The 26114-nt window shown below is 62.7% G+C and carries 24 protein-coding genes; 12 read left to right on the forward strand and 12 right to left on the reverse strand.

From position 1 onward, the window contains the following. Window positions 1-6: 6 nt before the first annotated feature. Window positions 7-1212 carry an NO-inducible flavohemoprotein gene (hmpA, locus tag P0D84_RS17410; protein WP_408338324.1) on the reverse strand — a complete coding sequence of 402 codons (1206 nt, stop codon included), beginning with the start codon at window positions 1210-1212 and terminating at the stop codon, window positions 7-9. Window positions 1213-1310: 98 nt separating this feature from the next. Continuing rightward, entirely contained in the window at window positions 1311-1865 is a 555-nt protein-coding gene (locus P0D84_RS17415) for a cob(I)yrinic acid a,c-diamide adenosyltransferase (protein WP_408338326.1), read from the reverse strand. A gap of 317 nt (window positions 1866-2182) precedes the next feature. Here P0D84_RS17415 and P0D84_RS17420 point away from each other — a divergent pair, with 317 nt between their 5' ends. The 6 genes from P0D84_RS17420 to proC all read left to right on the forward strand — a co-directional run bounded on the left by P0D84_RS17420 (window position 2183) and on the right by proC (window position 9400). Beyond that, on the forward strand, window positions 2183-3598 hold the full coding sequence (locus P0D84_RS17420) for an FAD-linked oxidase C-terminal domain-containing protein (protein ID WP_408338328.1): 1416 nt from the start codon (window positions 2183-2185) through the stop codon (window positions 3596-3598). A 112-nt stretch (window positions 3599-3710) separates the two neighbouring features. Continuing rightward, on the forward strand, window positions 3711-5204 hold the full coding sequence (locus P0D84_RS17425; protein ID WP_408338330.1) for an FAD-linked oxidase C-terminal domain-containing protein: 1494 nt from the start codon (window positions 3711-3713) through the stop codon (window positions 5202-5204). A 149-nt stretch (window positions 5205-5353) separates the two neighbouring features. Further along, window positions 5354-6442: a glycolate oxidase subunit GlcE gene (glcE, locus tag P0D84_RS17430; protein WP_408338332.1), complete on the forward strand. Its 1089-nt coding sequence runs from the start codon at window positions 5354-5356 to the stop codon at window positions 6440-6442. A gap of 8 nt (window positions 6443-6450) precedes the next feature. After that, window positions 6451-7677 carry a glycolate oxidase subunit GlcF gene (glcF, locus tag P0D84_RS17435; protein ID WP_408338334.1) on the forward strand — a complete coding sequence of 409 codons (1227 nt, stop codon included), beginning with the start codon at window positions 6451-6453 and terminating at the stop codon, window positions 7675-7677. A gap of 157 nt (window positions 7678-7834) precedes the next feature. Next, complete coding sequence (locus tag P0D84_RS17440; RefSeq protein ID WP_408338336.1) at window positions 7835-8533, forward strand: YggS family pyridoxal phosphate-dependent enzyme; 699 nt, start codon at window positions 7835-7837, stop codon at window positions 8531-8533. 51 nt (window positions 8534-8584) lie between these two features. Further along, window positions 8585-9400 carry a pyrroline-5-carboxylate reductase gene (gene proC / locus P0D84_RS17445; protein ID WP_408338338.1) on the forward strand — a complete coding sequence of 272 codons (816 nt, stop codon included), beginning with the start codon at window positions 8585-8587 and terminating at the stop codon, window positions 9398-9400. Window positions 9401-9440: 40 nt separating this feature from the next. On the opposite strand, the gene ubiA is transcribed toward proC, so the two are convergent. Next, complete coding sequence (gene ubiA / locus P0D84_RS17450) at window positions 9441-10304, reverse strand: 4-hydroxybenzoate octaprenyltransferase (RefSeq protein ID WP_408338340.1); 864 nt, start codon at window positions 10302-10304, stop codon at window positions 9441-9443. Between the two features lie 15 nt (window positions 10305-10319). Here ubiA and P0D84_RS17455 point away from each other — a divergent pair, with 15 nt between their 5' ends. Further along, window positions 10320-10616 (forward strand): hypothetical protein, encoded by a 297-nt coding sequence (locus tag P0D84_RS17455; RefSeq protein ID WP_408338342.1) that lies wholly within the window; start codon window positions 10320-10322, stop codon window positions 10614-10616. A 24-nt stretch (window positions 10617-10640) separates the two neighbouring features. On the opposite strand, the gene P0D84_RS17460 is transcribed toward P0D84_RS17455, so the two are convergent. The 6 genes from P0D84_RS17460 to recG all read right to left on the reverse strand — a co-directional run bounded on the left by P0D84_RS17460 (window position 10641) and on the right by recG (window position 16881). Next, a complete protein-coding gene (locus tag P0D84_RS17460; protein WP_408338344.1) occupies window positions 10641-11129 on the reverse strand; it encodes a Dps family protein in 489 nt (162 codons plus the stop codon). Between the two features lie 150 nt (window positions 11130-11279). Continuing rightward, window positions 11280-11441, reverse strand: coding sequence for a hypothetical protein (locus tag P0D84_RS17465; protein WP_408338346.1), 162 nt, complete (start codon window positions 11439-11441; stop codon window positions 11280-11282). A gap of 86 nt (window positions 11442-11527) precedes the next feature. Further along, entirely contained in the window at window positions 11528-12982 is a 1455-nt protein-coding gene (locus tag P0D84_RS17470) for a catalase (RefSeq protein WP_408338348.1), read from the reverse strand. Between the two features lie 71 nt (window positions 12983-13053). Further along, window positions 13054-13194 carry a hypothetical protein gene (locus P0D84_RS17475; protein WP_408338350.1) on the reverse strand — a complete coding sequence of 47 codons (141 nt, stop codon included), beginning with the start codon at window positions 13192-13194 and terminating at the stop codon, window positions 13054-13056. Window positions 13195-13399: 205 nt separating this feature from the next. Beyond that, window positions 13400-14359, reverse strand: coding sequence for a hydrogen peroxide-inducible genes activator (locus tag P0D84_RS17480; protein ID WP_408338352.1), 960 nt, complete (start codon window positions 14357-14359; stop codon window positions 13400-13402). 215 nt (window positions 14360-14574) lie between these two features. After that, window positions 14575-16881, reverse strand: coding sequence for an ATP-dependent DNA helicase RecG (recG, locus tag P0D84_RS17485; protein ID WP_408338354.1), 2307 nt, complete (start codon window positions 16879-16881; stop codon window positions 14575-14577). Window positions 16882-17029: 148 nt separating this feature from the next. Between recG and queA the strand changes: the two genes are divergently transcribed. The 5 genes from queA (at window position 17030) to secF (ending at window position 23240) form a co-directional block, all read left to right on the forward strand. Then, window positions 17030-18088: a tRNA preQ1(34) S-adenosylmethionine ribosyltransferase-isomerase QueA gene (queA, locus tag P0D84_RS17490; protein ID WP_408338356.1), complete on the forward strand. Its 1059-nt coding sequence runs from the start codon at window positions 17030-17032 to the stop codon at window positions 18086-18088. A gap of 262 nt (window positions 18089-18350) precedes the next feature. Next, complete coding sequence (gene tgt, locus P0D84_RS17495) at window positions 18351-19568, forward strand: tRNA guanosine(34) transglycosylase Tgt (RefSeq protein ID WP_408338358.1); 1218 nt, start codon at window positions 18351-18353, stop codon at window positions 19566-19568. Window positions 19569-19774: 206 nt separating this feature from the next. After that, entirely contained in the window at window positions 19775-20104 is a 330-nt protein-coding gene (yajC, locus tag P0D84_RS17500; protein ID WP_007179286.1) for a preprotein translocase subunit YajC, read from the forward strand. 118 nt (window positions 20105-20222) lie between these two features. Beyond that, window positions 20223-22271 carry a protein translocase subunit SecD gene (gene secD / locus P0D84_RS17505; protein ID WP_408338360.1) on the forward strand — a complete coding sequence of 683 codons (2049 nt, stop codon included), beginning with the start codon at window positions 20223-20225 and terminating at the stop codon, window positions 22269-22271. Window positions 22272-22289: 18 nt separating this feature from the next. Beyond that, the gene (gene secF / locus P0D84_RS17510; RefSeq protein ID WP_408338362.1) at window positions 22290-23240 is read left to right on the forward strand and encodes a protein translocase subunit SecF; all 951 of its coding nucleotides are present in this window, start codon (window positions 22290-22292) and stop codon (window positions 23238-23240) included. Window positions 23241-23331: 91 nt separating this feature from the next. Here the strand turns inward: secF and P0D84_RS17515 are convergent, their stop codons facing one another. The 3 genes from P0D84_RS17515 to P0D84_RS17525 all read right to left on the reverse strand — a co-directional run bounded on the left by P0D84_RS17515 (window position 23332) and on the right by P0D84_RS17525 (window position 26113). Continuing rightward, the gene (locus tag P0D84_RS17515; protein WP_408338364.1) at window positions 23332-24609 is read right to left on the reverse strand and encodes an MFS transporter; all 1278 of its coding nucleotides are present in this window, start codon (window positions 24607-24609) and stop codon (window positions 23332-23334) included. Between the two features lie 293 nt (window positions 24610-24902). Beyond that, on the reverse strand, window positions 24903-25472 hold the full coding sequence (locus P0D84_RS17520) for a YceI family protein (RefSeq protein WP_408339878.1): 570 nt from the start codon (window positions 25470-25472) through the stop codon (window positions 24903-24905). Between the two features lie 77 nt (window positions 25473-25549). Continuing rightward, entirely contained in the window at window positions 25550-26113 is a 564-nt protein-coding gene (locus tag P0D84_RS17525) for a YceI family protein (RefSeq protein ID WP_408338366.1), read from the reverse strand. Between the last annotated feature and the right edge of the window lies 1 nt (window position 26114).

A 26114-nucleotide genomic window follows, 5' to 3' on the forward strand; every position in this document is an offset into this window, starting at 1 on the left:
TCCGCCTCACTGCACCACGCCGGAACCGAACACTTCCGTGTGAATCCGCGCCGCATCCACATCGAGTGCAGCCAACGCCTCGCATTGCGCGTGCATAAACGGTACTGGCCCGCAGATGTAGTAATCCGCGTCGGGAACGATCACCTTGTCGGCGATTTTCGCGAGGTCCAGGCGGCCTTCGAAGTCGTAGTCGGCACCGGCGCGATCGCACGCTTCAATGGCCTCGTAAAACACCGCGCGCGTGACGTTGGGATGCGCTGCGACCGTGTCATTAAGCCACTGCCGGAACGCATGCACGCGGCCGTTACGGCAGGCGTGCACGAAGCTCACGCTGCGCTCGCTCCGGTCGGCCAGTAACGTTGCGAGCATTGAGGTCATCGGCGTCACGCCAACGCCGCCGCTCATCAGCACCACCGGTGTCGTCTTCTTGCGGTCCAGCGTGAAATCGCCCATTGGCGCGCTGACATGCACTACCGCGCCCGCGTCCACGCCGTCGTGCAGGAGGTTCGATACATGGCCTGGCGCCGTGTCTTCGCGACCGGCCTCGCGCTTCACCGAAATACGTAGCCAGTTACCATTCGGCGCATCCGACAAACTGTATTGCCGCGGCTGATCGACGCCAAGTTCATTCACGAAACGCTTCACGCTCAGATACTGGCCGGGCTCGAAGCCGCAAACCGGCGAGCCGTCGGCAGGCGTCAGATAGAACGACGTGATCTCATCGCTCTCCACTTCCTTGCGCGCAACCTTGAACGGCCGAAAGCCGCTCCAAGCCGCGCCACCGTAGAGCTTCGCCTCCGCACCGATGAAGATATCCGCAAGCTGCCCATAAGCAACCTGCCATGCGCCAAGCGTCTCCTGATCGACTGCGTCGCCGAGCACATCAACGATTGCGCCCAACAGGTGGCGTCCCACGATCGGGTACTGCTCCGGCCGGATATTCAGACTCGCATGCTTATGAGCGATCCGCGAGACAGTCGGCCCCAGCGCGCCGAGGTTGTCGATATTCGCGGCGTACGCGTACACCGCTTTAGCCAGCGTTTCCGGCTGGGTGCCGCTCTTCTGGTGCGTCTGGTTGAACACGTTCTTCAACTCAGGATGGTGCGCGAACATGCGCCTGTAGAAGTGTTTGGTAATGGTTGTGCCGTGTGCGGCGAGCACGGGAACGGTGGCTTTGACACGGGCGATCTGGTCGGCGGTGAGAGTGGTCATAACTACGTCTCCTTAAAGATTCATTTACAATACATCTTTAAGGAGACGTTTTGCCCGGGACAGATTGTCACAGCGATCAAGAGGAAAAAAACAGGGTGTCAGCCGGCGCTACGATCGTGTTGCCATAACACGTCGCTGCCGCCGTCGGCGCGATTGAGCACGCGCGCCAGCACGAACAGCAGGTCGGACAGCCGGTTCACATACTGACGCGGCGCCTCATTGATCGCCTCGCCTTCGCCCAGCGAGACGATTGATCGTTCGGCGCGTCGGCACACCGTACGGCACACATGCGCCAAGGCCGCCGCGCGCGACCCGCCCGGCAGAATAAATTCCTTCAATGGCGGCAAGGTCGCGTTGTAGTCGGCCAGCCAGTCGTCGAGTTGGCCGAGATGCTTGTCGGTAATCATCGTATGGCCGGGGATGCAGAGTTCGCCGCCAAGATCGAACAGGTCGTGTTGAATCGCTACCAGCGCCGCTCGCACGTTGTCGGGCAGCGATTCGCACAGCAGCACGCCGAGATTCGAATTGAGTTCATCGACATCGCCGATTGCAGCAATGCGCGCGCTGTCTTTGCGTACACGGCGGCCGTCGCCAAGGCCGGTAGTGCCGTCGTCGCCCGTACGGGTGGCGATCTTGCTCAAGCGGTTGCCCATGATGTCTCCCATCCATTCAATCATTCAGCGACGCTGCGTCAGCGGCGGCAGCGAAGCCATCCGGCAAGTCCGTAAGCAAGCCGCAGGTTTGCTACCGGATTGGCCGCCGAATAGCCGCCATGTGAGCCGCGGAGAGCCGCCGAATAGCCGCTGAGTTCGCCACCGCGTTGACCACCCGCGTTTATCCATATTGCGCGCATCGTACGGTCGCCGCCATTATAGGAGCGGTAGCGGTCCTCGACGCCGACCCGCAGGCGATCGGCGTAAAATGAAGCACATGCTGTAGAACAGTTCCGCCCCATTATCAGGAGACATGCGTGAACCATCCCGTGCCGCCGGCCCCGCTGCGCCGACCGTTTCCCGCCGAGCTGTTGACTGCGCTCAAGGCCGCTTTTGGCGAACGCGTGTCCACGGCAGAAGCCGTGCGTGCCCATCATGGCCGCGACGAATCGCCGTTCGACCCCCAACTTCCCGACGCCGTCGTATTCGCACGCAATACGGAAGACGTGCAAACCATCGTCAAACTATGCGGTCAGTACAACGTGCCGATCATCCCCTATGGCAACGGCTCGTCGCTCGAAGGGCATCTGCTGGCCGTGCAAGGCGGTGTGTCGATCGATCTGTCGGAAATGAACCGCGTGTTGTCGATCAATGCCGAAGACCTGACCGTCACCGTCGAACCCGGCATCTCGCGCAAGCAGTTGAACGAAGCGCTGCGCGACACCGGCCTGTTTTTCCCGATCGACCCGGGTGCTGACGCGAGCATCGGCGGCATGTCGGCTACGCGCGCCTCGGGCACCAATGCCGTGCGTTACGGCACGATGCGCGAAAACGTCCTCGGGCTGACGGTAGTTCTCGCCGATGGCCGCGTGATCAAAACGGGCACGCGGGCGCGCAAGTCGTCGGCGGGTTACGACCTCACGCGTCTGTTCGTCGGCTCGGAGGGCACGCTCGGTGTGATTACCGAGATCACCGTGCGTCTGTATCCGCAGCCCGAAGCGGTCTCGGCTGCGGTGTGCACGTTCCCGTCGATGGGCGATGCCGTGCGCGCGGTCATCGAAACGATCCAGATGGGCGTGCCGATCGCGCGTGTCGAGTTCGTCGACTCGCTCGCGATCCGCTCAATCAATCGTCATTCGAATCTGACGTTGCGCGAGGCGCCCACGCTCTTTTTCGAATTCCATGGCACCGAAGCCGGTGTCAAAGAGCAAGCCGAACTGGTGCAGGAACTCGCCGCGCAGAATGCCGGCGAAGGCTTCGAATGGGCGACCCGCCCGGAAGACCGTAGCCGCCTGTGGAACGCGCGCCACAACGCCTATTTCGCGATGCTGCAACTGAAGCCCGGCTGCCGCGCCGTGACGACCGATGTCTGCGTACCGATCTCGCGCCTCGCCGAATGCGTGGTGGAAACGGAGCAGGATCTGAATGCGTCGCCGCTGCCCTGCCCGATCGTCGGCCATGTCGGCGACGGCAACTTCCACGTCGCGATCCTGATCGATCCGAACAAGCCGGAAGAGCTCGCCGAAGCCGAGCGACTGAACCATCGCATCGTGCAACGCGCGCTGCGCATGGACGGCACCTGCACGGGCGAGCACGGCGTCGGTCTGCATAAGATGAACTTCCTGCTCGAGGAACACGGCGAAGTCGCCGTCGATACGATGCGCTCCATCAAACACGCGCTCGATCCGCGCAATCTGATGAACCCGGGCAAGATCTTTTCCTGGGCGGCATAGGGCGTCGTCGAAGCTCAACTCAGTTAGAGCAGCAGGCAGCGGCCACGCCTGCTGCCACACAACCAGGGCTTGACGGGGCACGCAGCGTGAAAGACACGAGGAGACAAGTCATATGAACGCACCCGTCGAACTGACGGCCGAAGTTCTCGCCCAGCGCCAGCGCGAAGTCGTGCAGGCGCTGATGGCCGTGCTGCCCACCCACTGTCTGCTGTATCGCGAAGAAGACACCGTCGCCTACGAGTGCGACGGCCTCGCCGCCTACCGGCGTCTGCCGCTCGCGGTCGCTTTGCCGGAAACGGAATCGCAGGTACAGCGCATCGTGCAGATCTGTCACCGGCTTGACGTGCCGATCGTGCCGCGCGGCGCGGGCACCGGCTTGTCCGGTGGCGCGATGCCGATTCGTCACGGCGTGGTGGTGTCGCTCGCGCGCTTTCGCAAGATCGTCGAAGTCGATCCGTATGCGCGTACTGCGACCGTGCAGCCGGGCGTGCGCAATCTGTCGATTTCCGAAGCCGCCGCGCCATACGGCCTTTACTACGCACCCGATCCCTCGTCGCAGATCGCCTGCACGATCGGCGGCAACGTCTCCGAAAATTCGGGCGGCGTGCACTGCCTCAAATACGGCCTCACCGTCCACAACGTGCTGCGTGTGCGCGCCGTGACCATGGAAGGCGAAGTGGTCGAATTCGGTTCGCTCGCGCCCGACGCGCCGGGGCTCGATCTGCTCGCCGTGTTGATCGGCAGCGAAGGCATGTTCGCCATCGTCACGGAAGTCACCGTCAAGCTGATCCCGAAGCCACAAACGGCGCAGGTCATCATGGCCAGTTTCGACGACGTCGTGAAAGGCGGCGACGCGGTCGCCGGCATCATTGCAGCGGGCATCATTCCGGCCGGTCTGGAGATGATGGACAAACCGGCCACACGCGCCGTCGAGGAGTTCGTCAATGCCGGCTACGACCTCGACGCGGCGGCGATCCTGCTGTGCGAATCGGACGGCACGTCTGAAGAAGTCGCCGACGAAATCGTGCGCATGACCGCCGTGCTGCGCGAACAGGGCGCAACCCGCATCCAGATTTCGCGCTCGGAAAATGAACGGCTGCGCTTCTGGTCCGGGCGCAAGAACGCGTTTCCGGCCGCCGGCCGCATTTCACCCGACTATTACTGCATGGACGGCACCGTGCCGCGCCGCAGTATCGGGCCGCTGCTGACGCGCATCGAAGTGATGGAGAAGAAATACGGGCTGCGCTGCATCAACGTGTTCCACGCCGGCGACGGCAACATGCATCCGCTGATTCTGTTCAACGGCAACGATATGGACGAGTGGCATCGCGCTGAGGCGTTCGGTTGCGACATTCTCGAAGCGTGCGTCGAACTGGGCGGCACGGTGACCGGCGAGCATGGCGTGGGCATCGAAAAAATCAATTCGATGTGTGTGCAGTTCTCGCCCGAAGAGCGCGACGCGTTCCATGCGGTCAAACGCGCCTTTGACGCGCCGGGCCTGCTCAATCCCGACAAGGGCATCCCCACCCGCGCTCGTTGCGCCGAGTACGGCAAGATGCATGTGCGCGGCGGCCTGCTGCCGCATCCGGACCTGCCGCGGTTTTAAGGCGCCTGCACCCCTCCAGCGCAGCGCGCATAGCGCGCGCCGGCGCCGCTTCCCGGCTTCCACCCTGATTACCCGATGCGGGTCCGCTCCGGCTTGCCAGCGCGCCCCCGCCCGGTACAATCAGTCGAAACACAACGAAGCAGGGCACCATGGAAGAGGACGACATCGTCGCCGTTTGGTCCGAACGCGTACGTTCGGCCAGCGCAGAAGGGCGCACATTGCGCATCCGTGGCGGCGGTACCAAAGACTGGTACGGTCAGACGCTGGAAGGTGACATCCTCGACACGCGCGCTTATCGCGGCATCATCGCCTACGATCCAGCCGAACTGGTCATCACGGCGCGCGCGGGTACGCCCCTGCTGGAGATCGAGGCCGCGCTCGCCGAACACCACCAGATGCTCGCCTTCGAGCCACCCCACTTCGGGCCCCAGGCTACCTTCGGCGGCTGCATCGCGGCGGGCATCGCCGGTCCGCGCCGCCCGGCCGCCGGCGCGGCGCGCGACTTCGTGCTTGGCGCCGTCATCATCAACGGCCAGGGCCAGAAGCTGCATTTCGGCGGCCAGGTCGTGAAGAACGTCGCCGGTTACGACGTCTCCCGTTTGATGGCAGGTTCGCTCGGCACCCTTGGGTTGATCCTCGAACTGTCGGTCAAAGTGCTGCCGCTGCCGCAGGCCGAAGCCACGCTCAAGTTCGAGATGAATGGCACCGATGCGGTCCGCAAGCTCAACGAATGGGGCGGCCGGCCACTGCCGATCACCGCGAGCGCGTGGCGTCACGGCACGCTGGCCGTGCGGATGGGCGGCGCGGAAGCCGCGGTCAAAGCGGCACGCACGGCGCTCGGCGGCGAAGTCGTCGATGCCGTGGAGGCGGAGCGCTTCTGGGCCGGCCTGCGTGAGCAGACCGACTCGTTCTTTGCAGGCATCCCGCCAAAGGCCGCGCTCTGGCGTCTCGCGCTGCCGTCGATCACCGAGCCGCTGCAATTGCCCGGCGCGCAACTGATGGAATGGGGCGGCGGCCAACGCTGGTGGATCACCGATACCGACGCGCAAACCGTGCGTATCAGCGCCAAACAGGCCGGTGGCCATGCCACCATCTTTCGTACCGGCCTCGGCTACGACCGCAGCGCCGGCATCTTCACGCCGCTGCCCGCACCGCTGATGAAAATCCATCGCGGCCTGAAAAGCGCCTTCGACCCGGCCCGCATCTTCAACCGCGGCCGCCTCTACCCCGACTTCTGAGCGACGCGATGCAAACCAACCTCGCGGACTTCATTCGCAACACGCCCGATGGCGTCGAAGCCGACGCCATTCTGCGCAATTGCGTGCATTGCGGTTTTTGCACGGCCACCTGCCCGACTTATCAGATACTCGGCGACGAACTCGATGGTCCGCGCGGTCGCATTTATCTGATCAAGCAAATGGTGGAGGGCGCCGCCGTCACGCGCAGCACGCAGCTGCATCTGGACCGCTGCCTCACCTGCCGCAGCTGCGAAACGACCTGCCCGTCCGGTGTCCAATATGGCAGGCTGGTCGAGATCGGCCGCAAGATCACCGAGGAACAGGTCACGCGTCCGTTCGGTCAGCGGATGCTGCGCCGGCTGCTCGCGAGCTTCGTGCCGAACAGCGCGTTGTTCACGCCGATCATGCGCATCGGTCAGCATATTCGCCCGCTTCTGCCGAAGAAACTGCGCGACAAGGTGCCCGCGCGGCAGCGTCCGCTCGAATGGCCGACCGCGAAACATCCGCGCAAGATGCTGATGCTCACGGGTTGCGTGCAACCGTCGATGATGCCGAACGTCAACGTCGCGACGGCGCGGGTGCTCAACGCGCTCGGCGTGGAAACATTGGTCGCGCCCGAAGCCGGCTGTTGCGGTGCGATCCGTCTGCACCTGGGCTACAACGACGAAGCGCTCGACGACCTGCGCGCCAACATCGACGCGTGGTGGCCCTATATTGAACAGGGTGTGGAAGCGATCGTGATGAACGCGTCTGGCTGTGGCGCGACGGTCAAGGAATACGCGCATCTGCTGCGCAACGATCCCGCCTATGCGGAGAAGGCACGCCGCGTGACCGAGTTGACACGCGACATCGCGGAGATCCTGCCGGAGTTCGAAGAGGCGCTCGTCGCCGTGACGCGCCGCCGCGCGATCCATACGGTGGCGTTCCATCCACCGTGCACGTTGCAGCACGGTCAGCAGGTGCGCGGCAAGGTCGAACATGTGCTGGCAACGCTCGGCGTGGAAGTGCGTCTGCCTGCCGACAATCATATCTGCTGCGGCTCGGCCGGCACTTATTCGCTAACGCAGCCCAAGCTCTCATACGCGCTACGCGATCAGAAACTCGAGCGGCTGCAGGCGCAGGAGCCGCAGGTGATCGTGTCGGCGAACGTCGGCTGCATTGCGCATCTGCAAAGCGGCACGTCCACACCGGTCGCGCACTGGATCGAACTTGTCGAGCACATGCTGTCCGCTTGAAGCGATCGATTTGATGCAAGCGTGGCATTCGGCTGCGGTACCTCACCACGAGCGGCTTTGCCGTCCTGCGGCGGCATCAAGCGGCATCAAGCGGCATCAAGCGGCGGCGTCCGTATAATTCGATCATTGCCTTTCGCTGGACTTCCGGTTCCGTTCCATGCCCGATCTGATTCATAACCTCGAAGCGGTGCAGCAGCGCATCGCCCTCGCCGCGCAGGTGGCCGGACGCGACCCGCGTTCGATCACCCTGCTCGCGGTCTCGAAGACCTTTCCCGCCGAAGACGTGCGCGCCGCTCATGCAGCCGGTCAGCGCGCGTTCGGTGAAAACTACGTGCAGGAAGCCATCACCAAAATCGAAGCGCTGGCCGATCTGCGGGCAGCGCTCGAATGGCATTTCATCGGACCATTGCAATCGAACAAGACACGGCCGGTCTCCGAGAGCTTCGACTGGGTGCATTCGGTCGACCGCCTGAAGATCGCGCAGCGGCTCTCGGAGCAGCGCCCGGACAACCTGCCGCCGTTGAATGTTTGCCTGCAGGTCAACATTAGCGGTGAAGCGTCGAAAAGCGGCCTGAGTATTCCCGAGGCCGTGGAGGTCGCGCAGGAAATCGCCGCGCTGCCGAAGCTGAATCTGCGCGGCCTGATGGCGATTCCAGAACCAGCCGGCAGCATCGAAGAACAGCGCGTGCCGCATCGGCAACTGTGTGAACTGTTCGAGCGTCTGCGCAATGATGGCCTCGAACTCGATACGCTCTCCATGGGCATGTCGAGCGACCTCGAAGCCGCCGTGCTGGAAGGCGCGACGATCGTTCGCGTCGGCACCGCGATCTTCGGCGCGCGAGATTACTCTAACTGACCGTTCAGGCCTTTCCTTCTTGACGCCTCACGGACCCTCTTTCGGAACATCATGAAAATTGCTTTTATCGGCGGCGGCAACATGGGCGCCGCGTTGATCGGCGGCCTCATCAAACGCGGCGTCGCGCCCGCTGACCTGTACGCAATCGACCCCAACGAGGACGCGCGCAAGCGCAATGAGCAGCAATTCGGCATCAAGACCGGCGCCGCCGCGGACGCCGCGCTCGCGTCGTATGACGCCGTCGTGCTGGCGGTGAAGCCGCAGATTCTGAAGAGCGTCGCTGAAGCGCTGGCGCCGTATCTGAACGCATCGCAACTGGCGATCAGCATCGTCGCGGGTATTCGCATGGATGACATGTCGCGCTGGCTGAACGGCCATGCCCGCATCGTACGCGTGATGCCGAATACGCCGGCGCTGATCGGCATGGGCGTAACGGGCCTCGTCGCGACCGGCAACGTTGACGAAAGCGGCCGCGCGCTCGCGTCGCAGGTGCTGGGCGCAGTCGGCGAAACCGTCTGGTTCGACGACGAAGCGAAGATCGACGCCGTCACCGCGATCTCGGGCAGTGGTCCCGCTTACGTGTTTTATTTCATCGAAGCGTTGCAGGAAGCCGCGCGCCAACTCGGCATGGATGAAGCGCAAGGCCGCGCGCTGGCGGTCGCGACCTTCACCGGCGCGGCGCAATTGGCCGCGAATTCGGATGAGCCGCCGAGCCTGTTGCGCGAACGTGTGACGTCGAAGGGCGGCACCACGGCGGCGGCGCTGGCGTCGTTCGAGGCAAACGGGATCAAGGACGCGATCGTGCGCGGGGCGCTCGCCGCCGATGCGCGCGCGAGAGAAATGGGCGACGAGTTCGGCAAGTTGTAAGCGCGGGTGGCGGGTGGCGGTTGGGGCTTGCGCGGAAGAATTAGAACGAAGCCAACGCGTAATGCGCGGCAATACCGACAAACAACGCGCCGCCCAGCCAGTTGTTATGGCGGAACGCCGCGAAGCACGCCATCCGTTCGCGGTTGCGGATCAACGTGTAGTGATAGATCGCGCAGCCCGCTGCTGCCGCCCATCCCAACCAGTACAACACGCCAAAACCGAGCATCACGCCGATGCCGACGTAAATCCCTAACGTCACCGCATAGCAAAGCATGATTGCCGCCACGTCGAAGCGGCCGAAAGTCAGCGCCGAAGTGCGGATGCCGATCTTGATGTCGTCGTCGCGATCGACCATCGCGTATTCGGTATCGTACGCAACCGACCAGAACACGTTGGCCAACAGCATCACCCAGGCGACCATCGGCACGTGATCCTGAATCGCGGCAAACGCCATCGGAATGCCGAAACCGAACGCGATGCCCAGATACGCCTGTGGAATCGCAAAGAAGCGCTTGGTGAACGGATATGACCCGGCGACGAACAACGCCGCCACCGACAACTCCTTCGTCAGCGTATTCAGCGGCAAGATCAGCAGAAACGCCAGCAGCGACAAACCGGCCGCCAGTGCCACCGCTTCCCAGGCCTTGATCTTGCCCGACGTGATCGGCCGGTTTTCCGTGCGCTTCACGTAGCGATCGAAGTCGCGGTCCGCGTAGTCGTTGATCGCGCAACCCGCCGAACGCATCAGCACCGTGCCCACCGTGAAGATCACCAGCAGCGGCCACGACGGATGACCGTCGGATGCAATCCACAGCGCGTTGAGCGTCGGCCATAGCAGAAGCAGGCTGCCGATCGGCTTGTCCATGCGGACGAGGCGCAGATACAGAGGAAGTCGGGCGAACATGGCGGATTCGGTGAAGTGCAGACGGTGCCGCTATTTTACGGGATGTGGGCGGCAGGCAGCCTGCTGGGCAGGCGAGGCTCGAAAAGCTTAACTTGCAAATCGAAAACGATGCCGATGCCGATGCTGAGTCCGAAACCGAAGCCGAAACCGAAACCGAAACCAATGCGGATGCTGACGCTGAAGCCGAGCCCGATGCCGAGTCCGAAGCCCCCATTAAGCGTGCAAACCGGTGCCGCAAAAAACAAAACCTCCCGCGAAGGGGAGGCTTTATTAGTGTTTCAGTTCAACGCAAATGCCGATGCGCTGCGTTGAACCCAGGCGAAACGCCCAGAACGCTTAAGCCAGCATCGAGCGCAGCATCCATGCCGTCTTTTCGTGCGTCTGCATGCGTTGCGTCAGCAAGTCGGCGGTCGGCTCGTCGTTGGCAGCTTCCGTCGACGGGAAAATCTCGCGTGCGGTACGCACCACGGCTTCCTGACCTTCCACCAGCTGGCGAATCATTTCTTCCGCAGCCGGCACACCGTCCGCTTCCGGAATCGACGACAGCTTCGCGAAATCCTTGTAGCTACCCGGCGCATGCACGCCCAGCGCGCGGATGCGTTCGGCGATCGAATCGACCGCGAGCGCCAGCTCGTTGTACTGCGTCTCGAACATCAAGTGCAGCGTGTTGAACATCGGACCCGTCACGTTCCAGTGGAAGTTATGGGTCTTGAGGTACAGCGTGTAGGTGTCGGCGAGCAGTCGCGACAGACCTTCTGCAATCTTCTTGCGATCCTTGTCGTTGATACCGATATTGACGTGCTGTACGGCTTCTTTCTTGGCCATGATGACTCCTTTGAAGAGTGATGCGAACCGGTCGGTAGAGTGACGATGTGCGGTAGCAAACCCGGCATATCGAACGCTCGACAGTTTAGCCTAGAGCAGCTGCGTTCGTGTGACGCGTGCCCGCTTGCCGCACCCGGGAGTTCGGCTCGATCACGCGCCGAGTGCGTGTTGCAGGGCTTGTGCCACGATCACCGCGAGTCCGCTCGAGACGATCGCCAATCCCACTGCCTTGCGCAACATCAATGCTTGCTGCTGCCGTGCGCTGCGTGCGGCAGGCGAGCCGCCGATGGTGGACATCATCATCTGGATCATGATCGTGCTTCCTCGATTCGTATCAATTCCGGCGGGACGCCGATGCGCCCCGCCTTGCTGCATGACTTCCTGAACACTTCAACTGCTTACTTCTTGCCGCCTTCAGCAAGGTCGGCCAGCGCGGCGATCACACCTTCCGCATAGGCCGGATCGGCACGGCGGAAATGCTCGATCTGACGCGCAACGATCTCCTGCGGCACACCGTTGATATGGCGCGCGATGTTGCCGAACAGACGCTGACGTTGCGCCGCATCGAAGAGCGCAAACAACATACCCGGCTGCGTGTAGTAGTCCCCGTCCTGGCGATGGTCGTAACGATCGACCGTCCCCGCTGCGAGCGGCGGCTCCGACGCGTTGCTGTCCTGCGCGAAGTCGCTGAAACGGTTCGGCTCGTAGTTCACGTTGCCACCCAGGTTGCCGTCCGCGCGCATCGCACCGTCGCGATGGAACGAATGCGGGCTCGGCACACGCGGCGCATTCACCGGAATCTGATGGTGATTGATGCCGAGGCGATAGCGCTGCGTGTCGCCGTACGAGAACAAACGGCCTTGCAACAGACGGTCCGGCGAGAAGCCAATACCCGGCACGGCATTGGCCGGCGAGAACGCTGCCTGCTCCACATCCGCGAAGTAGTTCGCTGCGTTGCGATTCAACTCGATCGTGCCGACGTCGATCAGCGGGTAATCCTTCTGCGACCACACCTTCGTGACGTCGAACGGATTGAAGCGATAGGTCGCGGCGTCCGCTTCCGGCATCACCTGGATGGCAAAACGCCATGTCGGGAAGTTGCCTGCTTCGATATTCGTGAGCAGATCGTGCTGCGCGCTTTCACGGTTCTGTGCCACCACTTGCGCCGCTTCGGCATCAGTAAAGTTCTCGACGCCTTGCATCGACTTGAAGTGGAACTTCACCCAGAAACGCTCGTTGTTCGCGTTGATGAACGAATACGTGTGCGAACCGAAGCCGTGCATCTGGCGGTAGTTCTGCGGAATACCCCGATCGCTCATCAAAATGGTGACCTGATGCAACGACTCCGGGTGACGTGACCAGAAATCCCATGCCGCGATATTGCTGCGCATGTTGGTGTACGGGTCGCGCTTTTGCGTGTGGATGAAGTCCGGGAACTTCAGCGGATCGCGAATGAAGAACACCGGCGTGTTGTTGCCGACCACGTCCCAGTTGCCTTCTTCCGTGTAGAACTTGATCGAGAAACCGCGCACGTCGCGTTCCGCGTCGGCCGCGCCGCGTTCACCGGCCACCGTCGAAAAGCGCATAAAGAGCGGCGTGTCCTTGCCGACCAGGGCGAATACTTTCGCCTTCGTGTAGCGCGAGATGTCGTGCGTGACCTTCAGTGTGCCGAATGCGCCCGAACCCTTGGCGTGAACGCGGCGTTCCGGAATCACTTCGCGGTCGAAGTGAGCGAGTTTTTCGAGCAGCCAGACGTCTTGCAGGACGACCGGACCGCGCGCGCCGGCGGTCATCGAATTCTGGTTGTCGGCGACGGGTGCGCCGGCTGCATTGGTGAGATTACGTTCGGACATGCGTGACTCCAGTGGGGCTTTTTATCGAAAACAGAATGCGAAGATAGCTGCGGCGCGCCGATGCCTACGGCTTACGCGGACAAGGCCCGATCGACCAGCAGAGACAATGCGGCCGTGCGCAGGACGCGCACCGAGGCGGCGAAGCTGGCGATGGTGGCGCGGGCGGATTGGGGGGCGACGGTTTGGGCTGGCTGGGAGTTCGATTGCGTCATGATTTCCTCCGGGTCTGATGGGATCGGGCGATCCATGGAGGGAACTATAACAAAGCTATCGAATCATCGTATTTGATTAAATTTATCTATTCAATAGGGATTGCGTCTTTCGACCCTTAGCGAGATTGGTCCGCCAGGCCGCTGCGTGACAGCGCCGAGGCGGGATTGAGCGAGGAACGGCCGCCAACGGCTAAAGAGTGTGAACTCAGTTGACGGCAACCGGCAAATCGAGCTTTTTGACGCCAGTCAGATCGCAGGCGCTGATGGCGTCGCTGATCGCTTCGATCGCAGGCATGCGCGTGAAGCTCTTACGCCAGGCGAGCACGACACGGCGATCCGGCACCGGCTCGCCGAAGGGCACGTAGCTAAGCAGGCCCGCGTCGATACCGCCGGCATGCGGCTTGACTTCATTCACCGACATGCGCGGCAGCACGGTGATCCCGACACCACTCGCCACCATATGACGAATAGTTTCCAGCGACGAACCTTCGAAAGTCTTCTGGATGCCGTCCGCGTTCTGCGAGAAACGCATCAATTCAGGGCACACGCCCAGCACGTGGTCGCGGAAACAGTGACCGCTGCCGAGCAGCAGCATGGTTTCCTGCTTGAGGTCCTCGGCGTCGATCTTCGCGCGGTTTTCCCACGCATGACCGGACGGCAGCGCGACGACGAACGGTTCGTCATAGAGCGGGCGCAGCATCAGACCCGTTTCCGGGAACGGCAGCGCCATGACGGCGACGTCGATTTCCCCTTGCTTGAGCAGTTCGATCAGCTTGATCGTGTAATTTTCCTGCAGCATCAACGGCATCTGCGGGACACGCTTGATCATCTGTTTGACAAGCGTAGGCAGCAGATACGGCCCGATCGTATAGATGACGCCAAGGCGCAACGGCCCGACCAGCGGGTCTTTGCCCTGTTTGGCGATCTCCTTGATCGCGAGCGTTTGTTCGAGGACGCGCTGAGCTTGCGTGACGATCTGTTCGCCGATCGGCGTGACACTGACTTCACTGGTGCCGCGTTCGAAAATCTGGACGTTGAGCTCGTCTTCGAGCTTTTTGATGGCCACCGACAGGGTCGGCTGGCTGACGAAACAGGCTTCGGCGGCCCGGCCGAAGTGGCGCTCGCGGGCAACCGCGACGATGTATTTCAATTCGGTGAGCGTCATTAAGGGACCAATCAGTGCGATGAGTTCGATAGGTTCTAGTTATACACCTATAGGGTCGGTTCGCCAACCTTTTGGTCTTCCTGGCGGCTGGCGTCCCGGGCAAGAGGAGCACTGCCGCGGGCATACAGACGGCCGCGAAGCGCCGCGCCGGAAGAGACACAAGCAAAGGCTAGCCGCGTACGCATACGAGCCATGCCGCGGCCAACAGCCCAATCCTAGGCCTTCAAATATTGCTCTCGCGCACCGAGCCACCGCGCCAGATGCTGCATCACCACCTCGGGATACTTCTCGAGCAAAACCGCCGCGGCCTCTCTGGCCGGCTCGATGAGCCACTGATCATTCTCGAGATCGGCAAACCTCAACATGGCCGCACCCGACTGCCGGGCACCGAGAAATTCTCCAGGACCGCGAATCTCAAGGTCGCGCCGGGCGATTTCGAATCCGTCAGTCGTTTCCCGCATAGTCTGCAAGCGCGCCCGGGCCGTCAGCGACAGCGGTCCGGTATACAACAACACGCAAACCGAAGCCGCACTCCCGCGCCCCACCCGTCCGCGCAACTGGTGCAACTGCGCGAGACCAAACCGCTCGGCATGCTCGATCACCATCAGCGACGCATTGGGCACATCGACACCCACTTCGATCACCGTCGTCGCCACCAGCAACTGCACTTCGTTGCGCGTGAACGCATCCATGACCGCCGCCTTCTCCGCCGGCGCGAGACGCCCGTGCACCAGCCCGACATTCAATTCGGGCAACGCGGCCACCAGCGTCTCGTAGGTTTCCACCGCGGTCTGCAACTGCAAGGTCTCGCTTTCCTCGATCAGCGGACACACCCAATACACCTGCCGCCCCGTCAACGCGGCCTCACGCACGCGACCGATCACCTCTTCGCGCCGCGCGTCCGAGACCAGCTTGGTCAGAATCGGCGTGCGTCCTGGCGGCAGTTCGTCGATGGTCGAGACATCGAGGTCGGCGTAATAGGTCATCGCCAGCGTGCGCGGAATCGGCGTCGCCGACATCATCAATTGATGCGGCTGGAAATCGCGCGCGCCGTCGGCGGCGTTGCGCGCCTTGGCGCGCAAGGCGAGCCGCTGCGCCACCCCGAAGCGATGCTGTTCGTCGACGATCACCAACCCGAGTCGCGCGAACTCGACGGCTTCCTGAATGATCGCGTGCGTGCCGATCACGAGTTGCGCCGTGCCGAGCGCCGCCGCTTCGATCGCGGCACGCTTTTCCTTCGTCTTCAGACTGCCGGCGAGCCACGCGACGCTCACGCCCAGCGGCTCCAGCCAGCCGCGCAACTTGCGCGCGTGCTGTTCGGCGAGGATTTCGGTCGGCGCCATCAGCGCGGCCTGGTAGCCGGCGTCGATCGCTTGTGCGGCGGCCAGCGCGGCGACGATCGTCTTGCCGCTGCCGACGTCGCCCTGCAGCAGCCGCTGCATGGGGTGAGGCTGCGTCAGATCGAGCGCGATCTCGCCGCCCACGCGCTCCTGCGCCGCCGTCAGCGAAAACGGCAGCGCCTTTAGCAAACGCGCCACCAGCGCGGATTCATCGCCCAGCTTCCGGCGCGGCATGGCCGGCGCCGCACGCGTGCGGCGCTCCTCGTGTGCGCGCTTCAACGACATCTGCTGCGCCAGCAATTCCTCGAACTTGATACGCACCCACGCCGGATGCGTGCCGTCGATCAACGCGGTCTCATCGGATTGCACGCCCGGATGATGCAGCGTGCGCACCGCGTCCATCAGCGTCGGCACGCCGAGCGGCTGCATATAAGCTTGTGCGATCGGCCCGGGCAGCAACTCCGGCAACGACGTGCGCGACAACGCGTTATCGATCGATTTGCGCAGATAGGCCTGGGTCACGCCCGCGGTGCTCGGATACACCGGCGTCAGCGCCTGCGGGAGCGGCGTATCTTCGTCGACCACACGCACCGCCGGATGCACCATCTCCATGCCGAAGAAGCCGCCGCGCACGTCGCCGCGCACTCGCAGCCGCGCGCCGATTGCCATCTGCTTGACCTGCGAGCCGTAGAAATTCAGAAACCGGAGGATGAGTTCGTCGCCGGCGTCATCGCGCAGTTTCACCAGCAACTGGCGGCGCGGACGATAGGCGATCTCGTTGTCGAATACCACCCCCTCGGTCTGCGCGATGCCGCCCGGCAGCAAATGCCCGATCGGCGTCAGCGAGGTCTCGTCTTCATAGCGCATCGGCAGATGCAGGACGAGATCGATGTCGCGCGTGAGGCCGAGTTTGGCGAGCTTGTCGACGGGCTTGGCCGCGGGTTTTGCGGCGGCCTTGGCAGCAGGCTTCCCGGTGGCTTTGCCCGCGGGTTTGCCGGCGGGCTTGTCGCCGAATGGGTCGACCATTTCATCTTCACGCGCGGCTTTGCCGCTCTCCCGCCCGACACCCGCGCTGCGGTCGTTCACGCCCGCCGCCGCTGCTTCGCCCCGCGAGACGCGGCGCTTCGGCGCGGTGCTCACTTCATCGGTGGCGGAAGGCAATCGGCGGTCGGACAAAGGCATGGGTTGCTTCGCAAGTACAATATCGGCTGTCAAAGGTGTCGCCGCCATGCAGCGCGCGGGCTCGCGGGCCGCTCTGGCGTCCCGCAATCATAGCCGCCCGGCTCCGGCTTCGGCTCAATTCAGTCCCAATTCGCTTCCAGTCGTCCGCATGTTTACGCTTTCCGATTTCGATTTCGATCTGCCACCCGAACTGATCGCGCAAGTCGCGCTGCCCGAGCGCAGCGCCAGCCGTTTGCTCGAAGTGGCCAACACAGCTGATGGCACCGACACCGCGCGCCTGATCGACCGCCGCTTTGCTGAGTTGCCTGAGTGCATCGAGGCCGGCGATCTGCTGGTCTTCAACGATACCAAAGTCCTGAAGGCGCGCTTCCTCGGCCAGAAGGCCAGTGGCGGCAAGATCGAAGTGCTGGTAGAGCGTCTGACCGGCGAACGCACCGCGCTCGCGCAGATCCGCGCAAGCAAGAGCCCGCAGCCGGGCACCGCGATCCGTCTCGCCGACGCATTCGACGTGACGGTCGGCGAACGCGTCGAGCCGTTCTACACGCTGCATTTCCCCGACGACTGTCTGACGCTGATCGAACAATTCGGCCGTCTGCCGCTGCCGCCGTACATTGAGCACGATCCCGACGCGATCGACGAAACCCGCTACCAGACCGTGTTCGCGCAGAACCCGGGCGCGGTGGCCGCGCCCACCGCCGGCCTGCACTTCGACGACGCCCTGCTCGCGCGGCTCGACGCCCGCGGCGTAGAGCGCGCGACGCTGACGCTGCATGTCGGCGCGGGCACGTTCCAGCCGGTGCGGGTCGAAAACCTCGCCGAGCACAAGATGCACAGCGAGTGGTATCACCTGCCACAAGCGCTCGCCGACAAGATCGCGGCGACGCGCGCGCGCGGCAACCGCGTGATCGCGGTGGGCACGACGTCGATGCGCGCGCTCGAAGCCGCCGCGCGCGATGCCGAAGCGGCCGGACGCCCGCTCGGTGCGGCCAGTACGGAAACCGACATTTTCATCACGCCGGGCTATCAATTCCGCGTGGTCGACCGGCTGGTGACCAATTTCCATCTGCCGAAGTCGACGTTGCTGATGCTGGTGTCGGCGTTCGCGGGCGTCGAGACGATTCGCGAAGCGTACCGGCATGCGATCGAGCAGCGTTACCGGTTCTTCAGTTATGGCGACGCGATGCTGCTGACGCGGCGCGATGCCTGATACGTGCCGTGTCGTGCGGCGAGGTTCCGTGCGATAGCGTTGCGTGCAGGTAGCGCGCGCGGTAGTCTGCCGCTCCTTGCTGCTTTGATGTAGCGGCAGTCGTTGCCGCACCGCTTGTACGTGCTTGTACGTGTTTTTACCGCGTGCGCAGCGGCAGACTTGCGCTGCATCTTGAGTTTTCTTTACCCGGCCGCCGTGGCTTACCCGGCGGCGTTGATCATTTGCGCCGGACTGTTTTTCCGGTGGCACAGGAGTCCCCCCAATGACCGAAGGTCATACCCACGATACAAGCGGTACCTGCAACACTTGCGCGAGCCACGACAAGAGCGCCCCTTCGCGCCCTGACAACGGCCTCAAATTCGAACTGCTCGGCACCGACGGTCAGGCCCGGCGCGGTCGCGTCACGCTCAACCACGGCGTGGTCGAAACACCGATCTTCATGCCGGTCGGCACGTACGGCACGGTGAAAGCGGTTCAGCCGCGCGAGCTCGAGGAAATGCACGCGCAGATCATCCTCGGCAACACCTTTCACTTGTGGCTGCGCCCGGGTCTGGAAACGATCGAAGCGCATGGCGGCCTGCACGGCTTCATGGCCTGGAAAAAGCCGATCCTGACGGATTCAGGCGGTTTTCAGGTATTTTCGCTCGGCGATCTGCGCAAGATAACCGAAGATGGCGTCACATTCGCGTCGCCCATCAACGGCGACAAACTCTTCCTGTCGCCGGAAGTGTCGATGCAGATCCAGAAGGTGCTGAACTCGGACATCGTCATGCAGTTCGACGAATGCACGCCGTACGCGACCAACAACGTGCCGACTTCGCATCAGGAAGCCGCCGATTCGATGCGCATGTCGATGCGCTGGGCCAGGCGCTCGATCGACGAATTCAACCGCCTCGGCAACCCGAATGCCCTCTTCGGCATCGTCCAGGGCGGCATGTTCGAAGACCTGCGCGACGAGTCGCTGGCGGGCCTCGCGGAGATGGATTTCCACGGTCTCGCGATCGGCGGCCTCTCGGTCGGCGAGCCGAAAGAAGACATGATGCGCGTGCTGAACCATATCGGCCCGAAGCTCCCAGCCGACAAGCCGCACTACCTGATGGGCGTCGGCACGCCGGAAGACCTGGTGGCGGGCGTGGCCGCCGGCGTCGACATGTTCGATTGCGTGATGCCGACCCGCAACGCGCGCAACGGCTGGCTCTTCACGCGTTTCGGCGACATCAAGATCCGCAATGCCGCGCACAAGAACTCGCTGCGCCCGCTCGACGAGCAATGCGGTTGCTACACCTGCCGAAATTTCACCCGCGGCTACCTGCATCACCTGCATCGTGTAGGAGAAATTCTCGGGGCGCAGTTGAACACGATTCACAACCTGCACTACTACCTCGAATTGATGCAGGAAATGCGCGACGCGATCGACGCAAAACTGTTCGAGCCTTTCCGCAAGCGCTTTCACGAGAATCGCGCGCGCGGCATAGACTAGTCGGCGATCGGCAATCAGCCGACGAATTTGCCGGAGGAATCCGTCGGCTTGACGCGGAAAACCTTACAATAAACTTTCGCGAACAGCGAAAAAGGCTTTAAACGGTTGATCGCAAAGCCGATTCGCCGCGCCGACGCCTGTCAGGCCGGTGGTAGAATAACCGGCTGATTTTTTTGATCGTTTTGACTTATAACGGAGAGACCAACGTGTCGTTCATTTCCAATGCCTTCGCCCAAGGCACAGCAACAGGTGGCATTGAATCGAACCTGATGAGCTTCCTGCCGCTGATCCTGATGTTCGGCGTGCTGTACTTCATCATGATTCGCCCGCAAATGAAGCGCCAGAAGGAACATCGCAACATGCTCGCCGCCATGGCCAAGGGCGATGAAGTGGTGACGAATGGCGGCATCGTCGGCAAGGTGACCAAGGTGGGTGAAGCTTACGTCGGCGTCGAAATCTCGGAAGGCACGGAAATCACCGTGCAAAAAGCGTCGGTCACGACGATTCTCCCGAAGGGCACGATCAAGTCGCTGTAAGGCCTGCTCTCTCGCGTCCGGCGCGGCCTCGCCGGCAGTTCTCGCGGAACCACGCTGAACTGCCCGCGCTCATCGCCGGACGCATCGCTTCCAAGCCAACCTTCCCGTTGGACCACTCATGAATCGCTACCCCCTCTGGAAATATGCCGTGATGCTGGTGGCTCTGGTCATCGGCCTCGTGTACACGCTGCCCAATCTGTTCGGCGAAGCGCCGGCGGTGCAGGTGTCGAGCGGCAAGGCAACGGTCAAGCTCGACTCGACCACGCTGTCGGCAGTCGAAACGGCGCTTGCCGCCAATCAGATCAAGCCTGACGAAGTCACGTTCGACAACTCGTCGACCAACGCGAACATTCGCGTGCGGCTTCTCGACACCGACACGCAGCTGCGTGTGAAAGATCTGCTGCAGAAGTCGCTGAACAGCGACCCGACCGATCCGCAGTTCATCGTGGCGCTGAACCTGCAAAGCGCGTCGCCGCGCTGGCTGACCGCGTTGCATGCGCTGCCGATGTACCTCGGTCTCGATCTGCGCGGCGGTGTGCACTTCCTGCTGCAGGTCGACATGGCCGGCGCGCTGAACAAGAAGCTCGACTCCGACGCATCGGATGCGCGCACCATGCTGCGTGACAACAACATCCGCGACGGCGGCGTGAATCGCGTCAACCAGACGGTGGTGATCAATTTCGCCGACCAGGCCACGGCGGACGCGGCGCTCAAACAACTGGGCCGCGGCATCAGCGAACTCCAGTGGACCTCCCAGGCAGGCCCTGACGGCGGCGTGCAACTGGTCGGCACATTCACGCCGGCGGTGCAGAAAACCGTGCAGAACGCCGCGCTCAAGCAGAACATCACCACGCTGCATAACCGCGTGAACGAACTCGGCGTGGCCGAGCCGGTGATCCAGCAGCAAGGCTCCGACCGTATCGTCGTCGAACTGCCGGGTGTGCAGGACACGGCGAAGGCGAAGGACATCATCGGCCGCACGGCAACGCTCGAAGCGCGCCTCGCCGATCCGGTCAACACGCATCCGAATCCGTCCGACCCAGTGCCGCCGGGCGACGAGCTGTTCACCCAGGGCAACCAGACGCCGGTGCTGCTGCGCAAGCAGATCATCTTTACGGGTGACCGCATCATCGACGCGTCGGCAGGCTTCGACGAACATCAGCGTCCGTCGGTCAACATCCGCCTCGACTCGGCCGGTGGCCGCGCGGTGCGCAGCGTATCGCGCGACAACATCGGCAAGCCGATGGCCATGGTGCTGTTCGAGAAGGGCAAGGGCGAAGTGCTGACGGTGGCGACCATCCAGTCGGAACTGGGTGACCGCTTCCAGATCACCGGCCAGGCCTCGCCGCAAGGCGCCGCCGACCTCGCGCTGCTGCTGCGCGCCGGTTCGCTGGCTGCGCCGATGGACATCATCGAAGAACGCACGATCGGCCCGAGCCTCGGCGCGGACAACATCAAGAAGGGCTTCCACTCGGTGGTGTGGGGCTTCGTGGCGATCGCCGTCTTCATGATCGCGTACTACATGCTGTTCGGCGTGATCTCGATGATCGGCCTGTCGGTCAACCTGTTGCTTCTGATCGCCGTGCTGTCCATGTTGCAAGCCACGCTCACCCTGCCGGGTATCGCGGCTATCGCGCTCGCGCTCGGTATGGCGATCGACGCCAACGTGCTGATCAACGAACGAGTGCGTGAAGAACTGCGCCACGGCGCGCCGCCGCAACTGGCGATCCAGAACGGCTACGCGCATGCATGGGCGACGATTCTCGACTCGAACGTCACCACGCTGATCGCCGGTCTCGCCCTGCTCGCCTTCGGGTCCGGCCCGGTGCGCGGCTTCGCGATGGTCCACTGTATCGGCATCTTGACGTCGATGTTCTCGGCGGTGTTCTTCTCGCGCGGCATCGTCAATCTCTGGTACGGCGGCAAGAAGAAGCTCAAGTCGCTGGCCATCGGTCAGGTGTGGCGTCCGCAGCCGGAAGGTATCGACGGCGCCGCCGCCTACCTCGGTAACGAAGATGCCGCGACCGACACAGCACGAGCCGTCGCCGCGGCAAGCGCCAAGCCCAAGGCCAAGGCTGCGGCCCAGGCGCGCGCCAAGCCGACCGTGCGCCGCCGCGACGCGTCCAATGCGTCGAATACGCCGCAGAAACCGGGTTCATCCCGCTGAACCCCGGAGAACAAGACCATGGAATTTTTCCGTTTTCGCAAAGACATTCCGTTCATGCAGCGTGCGTTGATCTTCAACGCAATCTCGCTCCTGACGTTCCTTGCCGCTGTGTTCTTCCTGGTACATCGCGGGCTGCATCTGTCGGTGGAATTCACCGGCGGTACGGTCATCGAAGTGCAGTATCCTGGCGCCGCACCGCTCGAACCGGTGCGCGGCACGCTCAACAAGCTCGGCTATCCTGACGCGCAAGTGCAGAACTTCGGCACCTCGCGCGACGTGCTGATCCGTCTGCCGCTCAAACAGGGTTACACCTCGGCGCAACAGAGCGATCAGGTGATGGCCGCGCTGAAGGGCCAGGACGCGCAGGTGCAGTTGCAGCGCGTCGAGTTCGTCGGCCCGCAGGTTGGCAAGGAACTCGCTACCGACGGCCTGCTCGCGCTGGCCTGCGTGGTGGTCGGCATCGTGATCTACCTGTCGTTCCGCTTCGAATGGAAGTACGCGGTGGCCGGCGTGATCGCGAACTTGCACGACGTGATCATCATTCTCGGCTTCTTTGCGTTCTTTCAGTGGGAGTTCTCACTGTCGGTGCTGGCTGCGGTGCTTGCGGTGCTCGGCTACTCGGTAAACGAATCGGTCGTTATCTTCGACCGGATTCGTGAAACCTTCCGCCGCGAACGCAAGATGACCGTGATCGAGGTGATCAACCACGCGATCACCAGCACGATGTCGCGCACGATCATCACCCACGGCTGTACGCAGATGATGGTGCTGTCGATGTTCCTGTTCGGCGGCCCTACGCTGCACTACTTCGCCCTGGCGCTGACGGTGGGTATTCTGTTCGGTATCTACTCGTCGGTGTTCGTCGCCGCGGCGCTCGCCATGTGGTTCGGCGTGAGGCGCGAAGATCTGATCAAGGACAAGAAGGAACGCGTCGATCCGGACGATCCAAACGCAGGCGCACAAGTCTGATCCTGCCGTAGGCGGACATTTGACTCGAGCGCAACAAAGAAAGGCCGGTTCTCTCGAACCGGCCTTTTACGTTTACCGCTTTTGCTGGGTTTTATCTGAACCCAAGCTTACGCCGCGCCGCCATCAGCGCCACCAGACTGATCGCCGCGGCAAAAATCATGTAGTAGCTCGGCGCGGCCTTCGAACCCGTGAAGCTGATCAGCCACGCGATGATGAACGGCCCGAAGCCACCGAAGATCGTCACGGCAATGTTATACGCGAGCGACATGCCGGTCGTACGTGTCTGCACCGGGAACATCTCCGAGAGCAAACCCGGCAGCGCCGCGAAGTAACCTGTCATCAGAAAGCCGAACACGATCTGCAGCGCGATCAGCGTGCCGAAGGTCGGATGCGCGACCAGATACACGAAGGCCGGGTAGATCAGCACGAGAAGCAGCAGCGCCGAGATCAGCATGATCGTGGTGCGCCCGTGGCGGTCCGACAGATGGCCGACCAGCGGCGAGAACACCATCTGGATCAGACCGGTCAGCGCAATCGCCGCGAACGCGACCGACGGCGCCAACCCCAACTGCTTCACGCCGTACGTCGGCATGAACAGCACCAGATAGGTCGACACGGTACCGAGCACCACCACGCCGATCGCAATCACGAGGCGCAGCTTCTGGCTGGTGAAGGTATCGCGCAGCGGCGTCGTGGTGGTTTCCGCCGCGAGAAACTCGGGCGTTTCGTCGAGCTTGGTACGGATGTACCACGCAACCGGTCCGATCAGCAGGCCGAAGAAGAACGGCACGCGCCAGCCCCACGAGCCCATCTGCTCCGGCGAGAGCTTGCCGGTCAGCAGCACGCCAAAGCCCGCTGCGAGCAGCGTAGTAAGCCCCTGGCTCGCGACCTGCCAGCTCGCGAAGAAACCCCGCCGCCCCGGCACGTGCTCCGCGAGAAAAGCCGTGGCACTGCCGAACTCGCCGCCCGCCGAAAAGCCTTGCATCAGGCGCGCCAGCACGAGGATCACGGGTGCGGCGAGGCCGATGCTCTGATACGTCGGCAGCACCGCGATAATCAGTGTGCCGCACATCATCAGCAGGATAGACAGCGTGAGCGCCGCCTTGCGTCCGGCGCGGTCGGCGTAAGCGCCGATCACGATCGCGCCGAGCGGTCGCATGAAAAACGACACCCCGAAGGTGCCGAGTGTCAGCAGCAGCGAGACGGTGTCATTACCCGCCGGAAAAAACAGCTTGGCGATGATGACCGCGAAAAAACCGTACACCACCAGATCGAACCATTCCAGCGCGTTGCCGATCGAGGCGGCGACCACCGCGCGCCACGAATTCTGCCGGCTCCCCGCCAGGCTTGCCGCTGTCGTTGTATTCATGCAGATCTCCAATGCGCGCGAAATATTATTTACGTGGGTTCTACCCTGACTATTGCCCGAACTGGATGCGCGCACAACCAATACGATGCCAGCGCTCTATGTACCTGAAAAATTAAAACGACGCGAGCGGCAAATAGCCGGTGGCCACTGCACAAGGCTTCGCGCGTTTGAAGTGGGGCAATAAAAAACCGCTGCGTCGCAAAAGCGAACGCAGCGGTTTTTTTGTTGCGGCGCAACGCGCCGCGCTCGCAAGCGGCCCTTAAACGCGGATGCGCAAAGGCTCTCTAGGGCCCTTATTGCTTGATGCCTTCGGACTGAATGTGCAGCTTGGTATCCATACTGAAGCCGTACTTGGCGCCGAAATCCATGCCGTAATCAGCGCGGCTGAAATGAGCGCTCGCTTCCACGCCGCACACTTCGCGCTTGAGCACCGGGTGCTGCATGCACTTGAACGATTCGATCTTCAGATTCAGCGGTTTGGTCACGCCACGGATCGTCAGGTTACCGATCACTTCAACCGGCTTGTCGCCGTCGAACTTGATATCGGTGCCTTTGTAGGTCACCGACGGATACTTGGCGACGTCGAAGAATGCGTCCGTCTTCAGATGCTCGTCGAGCTTGCTGTTGCCGGTATCGATCGAAGCCGGGTCAACCGTGACGTCCACCGTGCCGGTTTTCGCTGCGCGGTCGAGCGTGACCGTGCCCGAGCTCTTGGTGAACTTGCCACGCCACACCGAGAGGCCGCCGAAGTGATCCGCCTCGAAGCTCGGATACGTGTGAGTCGGGTCGAGCTGATAGGTGTCGGCAGCAGCAAACGCGCCGAGCGAGAAAGAAGAAACCAGTGCGCCGACGGCGATCAACAGGGATGTTTTCAATTCATGCTCCTTGTGTTTCCGGAATGCTTGAAGGATACGGTTGCGCCCGAAGCGCGCCGCGAACGTCACTTGCGTGCTGCGACGATATGAAACTTGATCACCACGTCATCGGCGACCACCGAGGTGTCTTTCCATTCGCCCGTGCCGATGTCGAACTGCGAACGCTTGATCGGCAACGAGCCGTCGAACGTTTGCGTCGCGCCCTGCTGGGTGACCGTGACCGGCACCACCACAGTCTGCGATTTACCCTTGATGGTCAGCTTGCCGGTGACCTTGAACTGATTGCCGCCGGCCGGCGCAATCGCGCTCGATACGAAGGTTGCAGTCGGAAAGGTCTTCGCGTCGAACCAGTCCTTGCCGCGCACCTGGTCGTTGTAGCTCTCGTCGCCCAGATCGTAGCTGCCGACGTCGATGCTGAACTGCGCGGTACCCTCAACCGGTTTTGCCGGATCGAACTTCACTTGCGCGGTGAATTTACCGAATTTGCCCTCCACCGGCACGTTCATCTGCTTCGAGGTTGCCGTCACCGAACTTTTGGCGACGTCGACCTGCGCGAGCGCACTGCCCGCCGCGGCCAGCGAGGCCGCCGCGAACGCGGCGAGCATGTAGCGATAAAACGAAACTTTCATG

Source organism: Paraburkholderia sp. RL17-337-BIB-A (genome assembly GCF_046025895.1).
Taxonomy (GTDB): Bacteria; Pseudomonadota; Gammaproteobacteria; order Burkholderiales; family Burkholderiaceae; genus Paraburkholderia; species Paraburkholderia fungorum_C.

What these genes read in the sequence shown, in the direction of transcription:
- hmpA (WP_408338324.1), bottom strand. Translation starts at nt 1,212, where the DNA reads ATGACCACTCTCACCGCCGACCAGATCGCCCGTGTCAAAGCCACCGTT.
- P0D84_RS17415 (WP_408338326.1), bottom strand. Translation starts at nt 1,865, where the DNA reads ATGGGCAACCGCTTGAGCAAGATCGCCACCCGTACGGGCGACGACGGC.
- P0D84_RS17425 (WP_408338330.1), top strand. Translation starts at nt 3,711, where the DNA reads ATGAACGCACCCGTCGAACTGACGGCCGAAGTTCTCGCCCAGCGCCAG.
- glcE (WP_408338332.1), top strand. Translation starts at nt 5,354, where the DNA reads ATGGAAGAGGACGACATCGTCGCCGTTTGGTCCGAACGCGTACGTTCG.
- glcF (WP_408338334.1), top strand. Translation starts at nt 6,451, where the DNA reads ATGCAAACCAACCTCGCGGACTTCATTCGCAACACGCCCGATGGCGTC.
- P0D84_RS17440 (WP_408338336.1), top strand. Translation starts at nt 7,835, where the DNA reads ATGCCCGATCTGATTCATAACCTCGAAGCGGTGCAGCAGCGCATCGCC.
- proC (WP_408338338.1), top strand. Translation starts at nt 8,585, where the DNA reads ATGAAAATTGCTTTTATCGGCGGCGGCAACATGGGCGCCGCGTTGATC.
- ubiA (WP_408338340.1), bottom strand. Translation starts at nt 10,304, where the DNA reads ATGTTCGCCCGACTTCCTCTGTATCTGCGCCTCGTCCGCATGGACAAG.
- P0D84_RS17460 (WP_408338344.1), bottom strand. Translation starts at nt 11,129, where the DNA reads ATGGCCAAGAAAGAAGCCGTACAGCACGTCAATATCGGTATCAACGAC.
- P0D84_RS17465 (WP_408338346.1), bottom strand. Translation starts at nt 11,441, where the DNA reads ATGATCCAGATGATGATGTCCACCATCGGCGGCTCGCCTGCCGCACGC.
- P0D84_RS17470 (WP_408338348.1), bottom strand. Translation starts at nt 12,982, where the DNA reads ATGTCCGAACGTAATCTCACCAATGCAGCCGGCGCACCCGTCGCCGAC.
- P0D84_RS17475 (WP_408338350.1), bottom strand. Translation starts at nt 13,194, where the DNA reads ATGACGCAATCGAACTCCCAGCCAGCCCAAACCGTCGCCCCCCAATCC.
- P0D84_RS17480 (WP_408338352.1), bottom strand. Translation starts at nt 14,359, where the DNA reads ATGACGCTCACCGAATTGAAATACATCGTCGCGGTTGCCCGCGAGCGC.
- recG (WP_408338354.1), bottom strand. Translation starts at nt 16,881, where the DNA reads ATGCCTTTGTCCGACCGCCGATTGCCTTCCGCCACCGATGAAGTGAGC.
- queA (WP_408338356.1), top strand. Translation starts at nt 17,030, where the DNA reads ATGTTTACGCTTTCCGATTTCGATTTCGATCTGCCACCCGAACTGATC.
- tgt (WP_408338358.1), top strand. Translation starts at nt 18,351, where the DNA reads ATGACCGAAGGTCATACCCACGATACAAGCGGTACCTGCAACACTTGC.
- secD (WP_408338360.1), top strand. Translation starts at nt 20,223, where the DNA reads ATGAATCGCTACCCCCTCTGGAAATATGCCGTGATGCTGGTGGCTCTG.
- secF (WP_408338362.1), top strand. Translation starts at nt 22,290, where the DNA reads ATGGAATTTTTCCGTTTTCGCAAAGACATTCCGTTCATGCAGCGTGCG.
- P0D84_RS17515 (WP_408338364.1), bottom strand. Translation starts at nt 24,609, where the DNA reads ATGAATACAACGACAGCGGCAAGCCTGGCGGGGAGCCGGCAGAATTCG.
- P0D84_RS17525 (WP_408338366.1), bottom strand. Translation starts at nt 26,113, where the DNA reads ATGAAAGTTTCGTTTTATCGCTACATGCTCGCCGCGTTCGCGGCGGCC.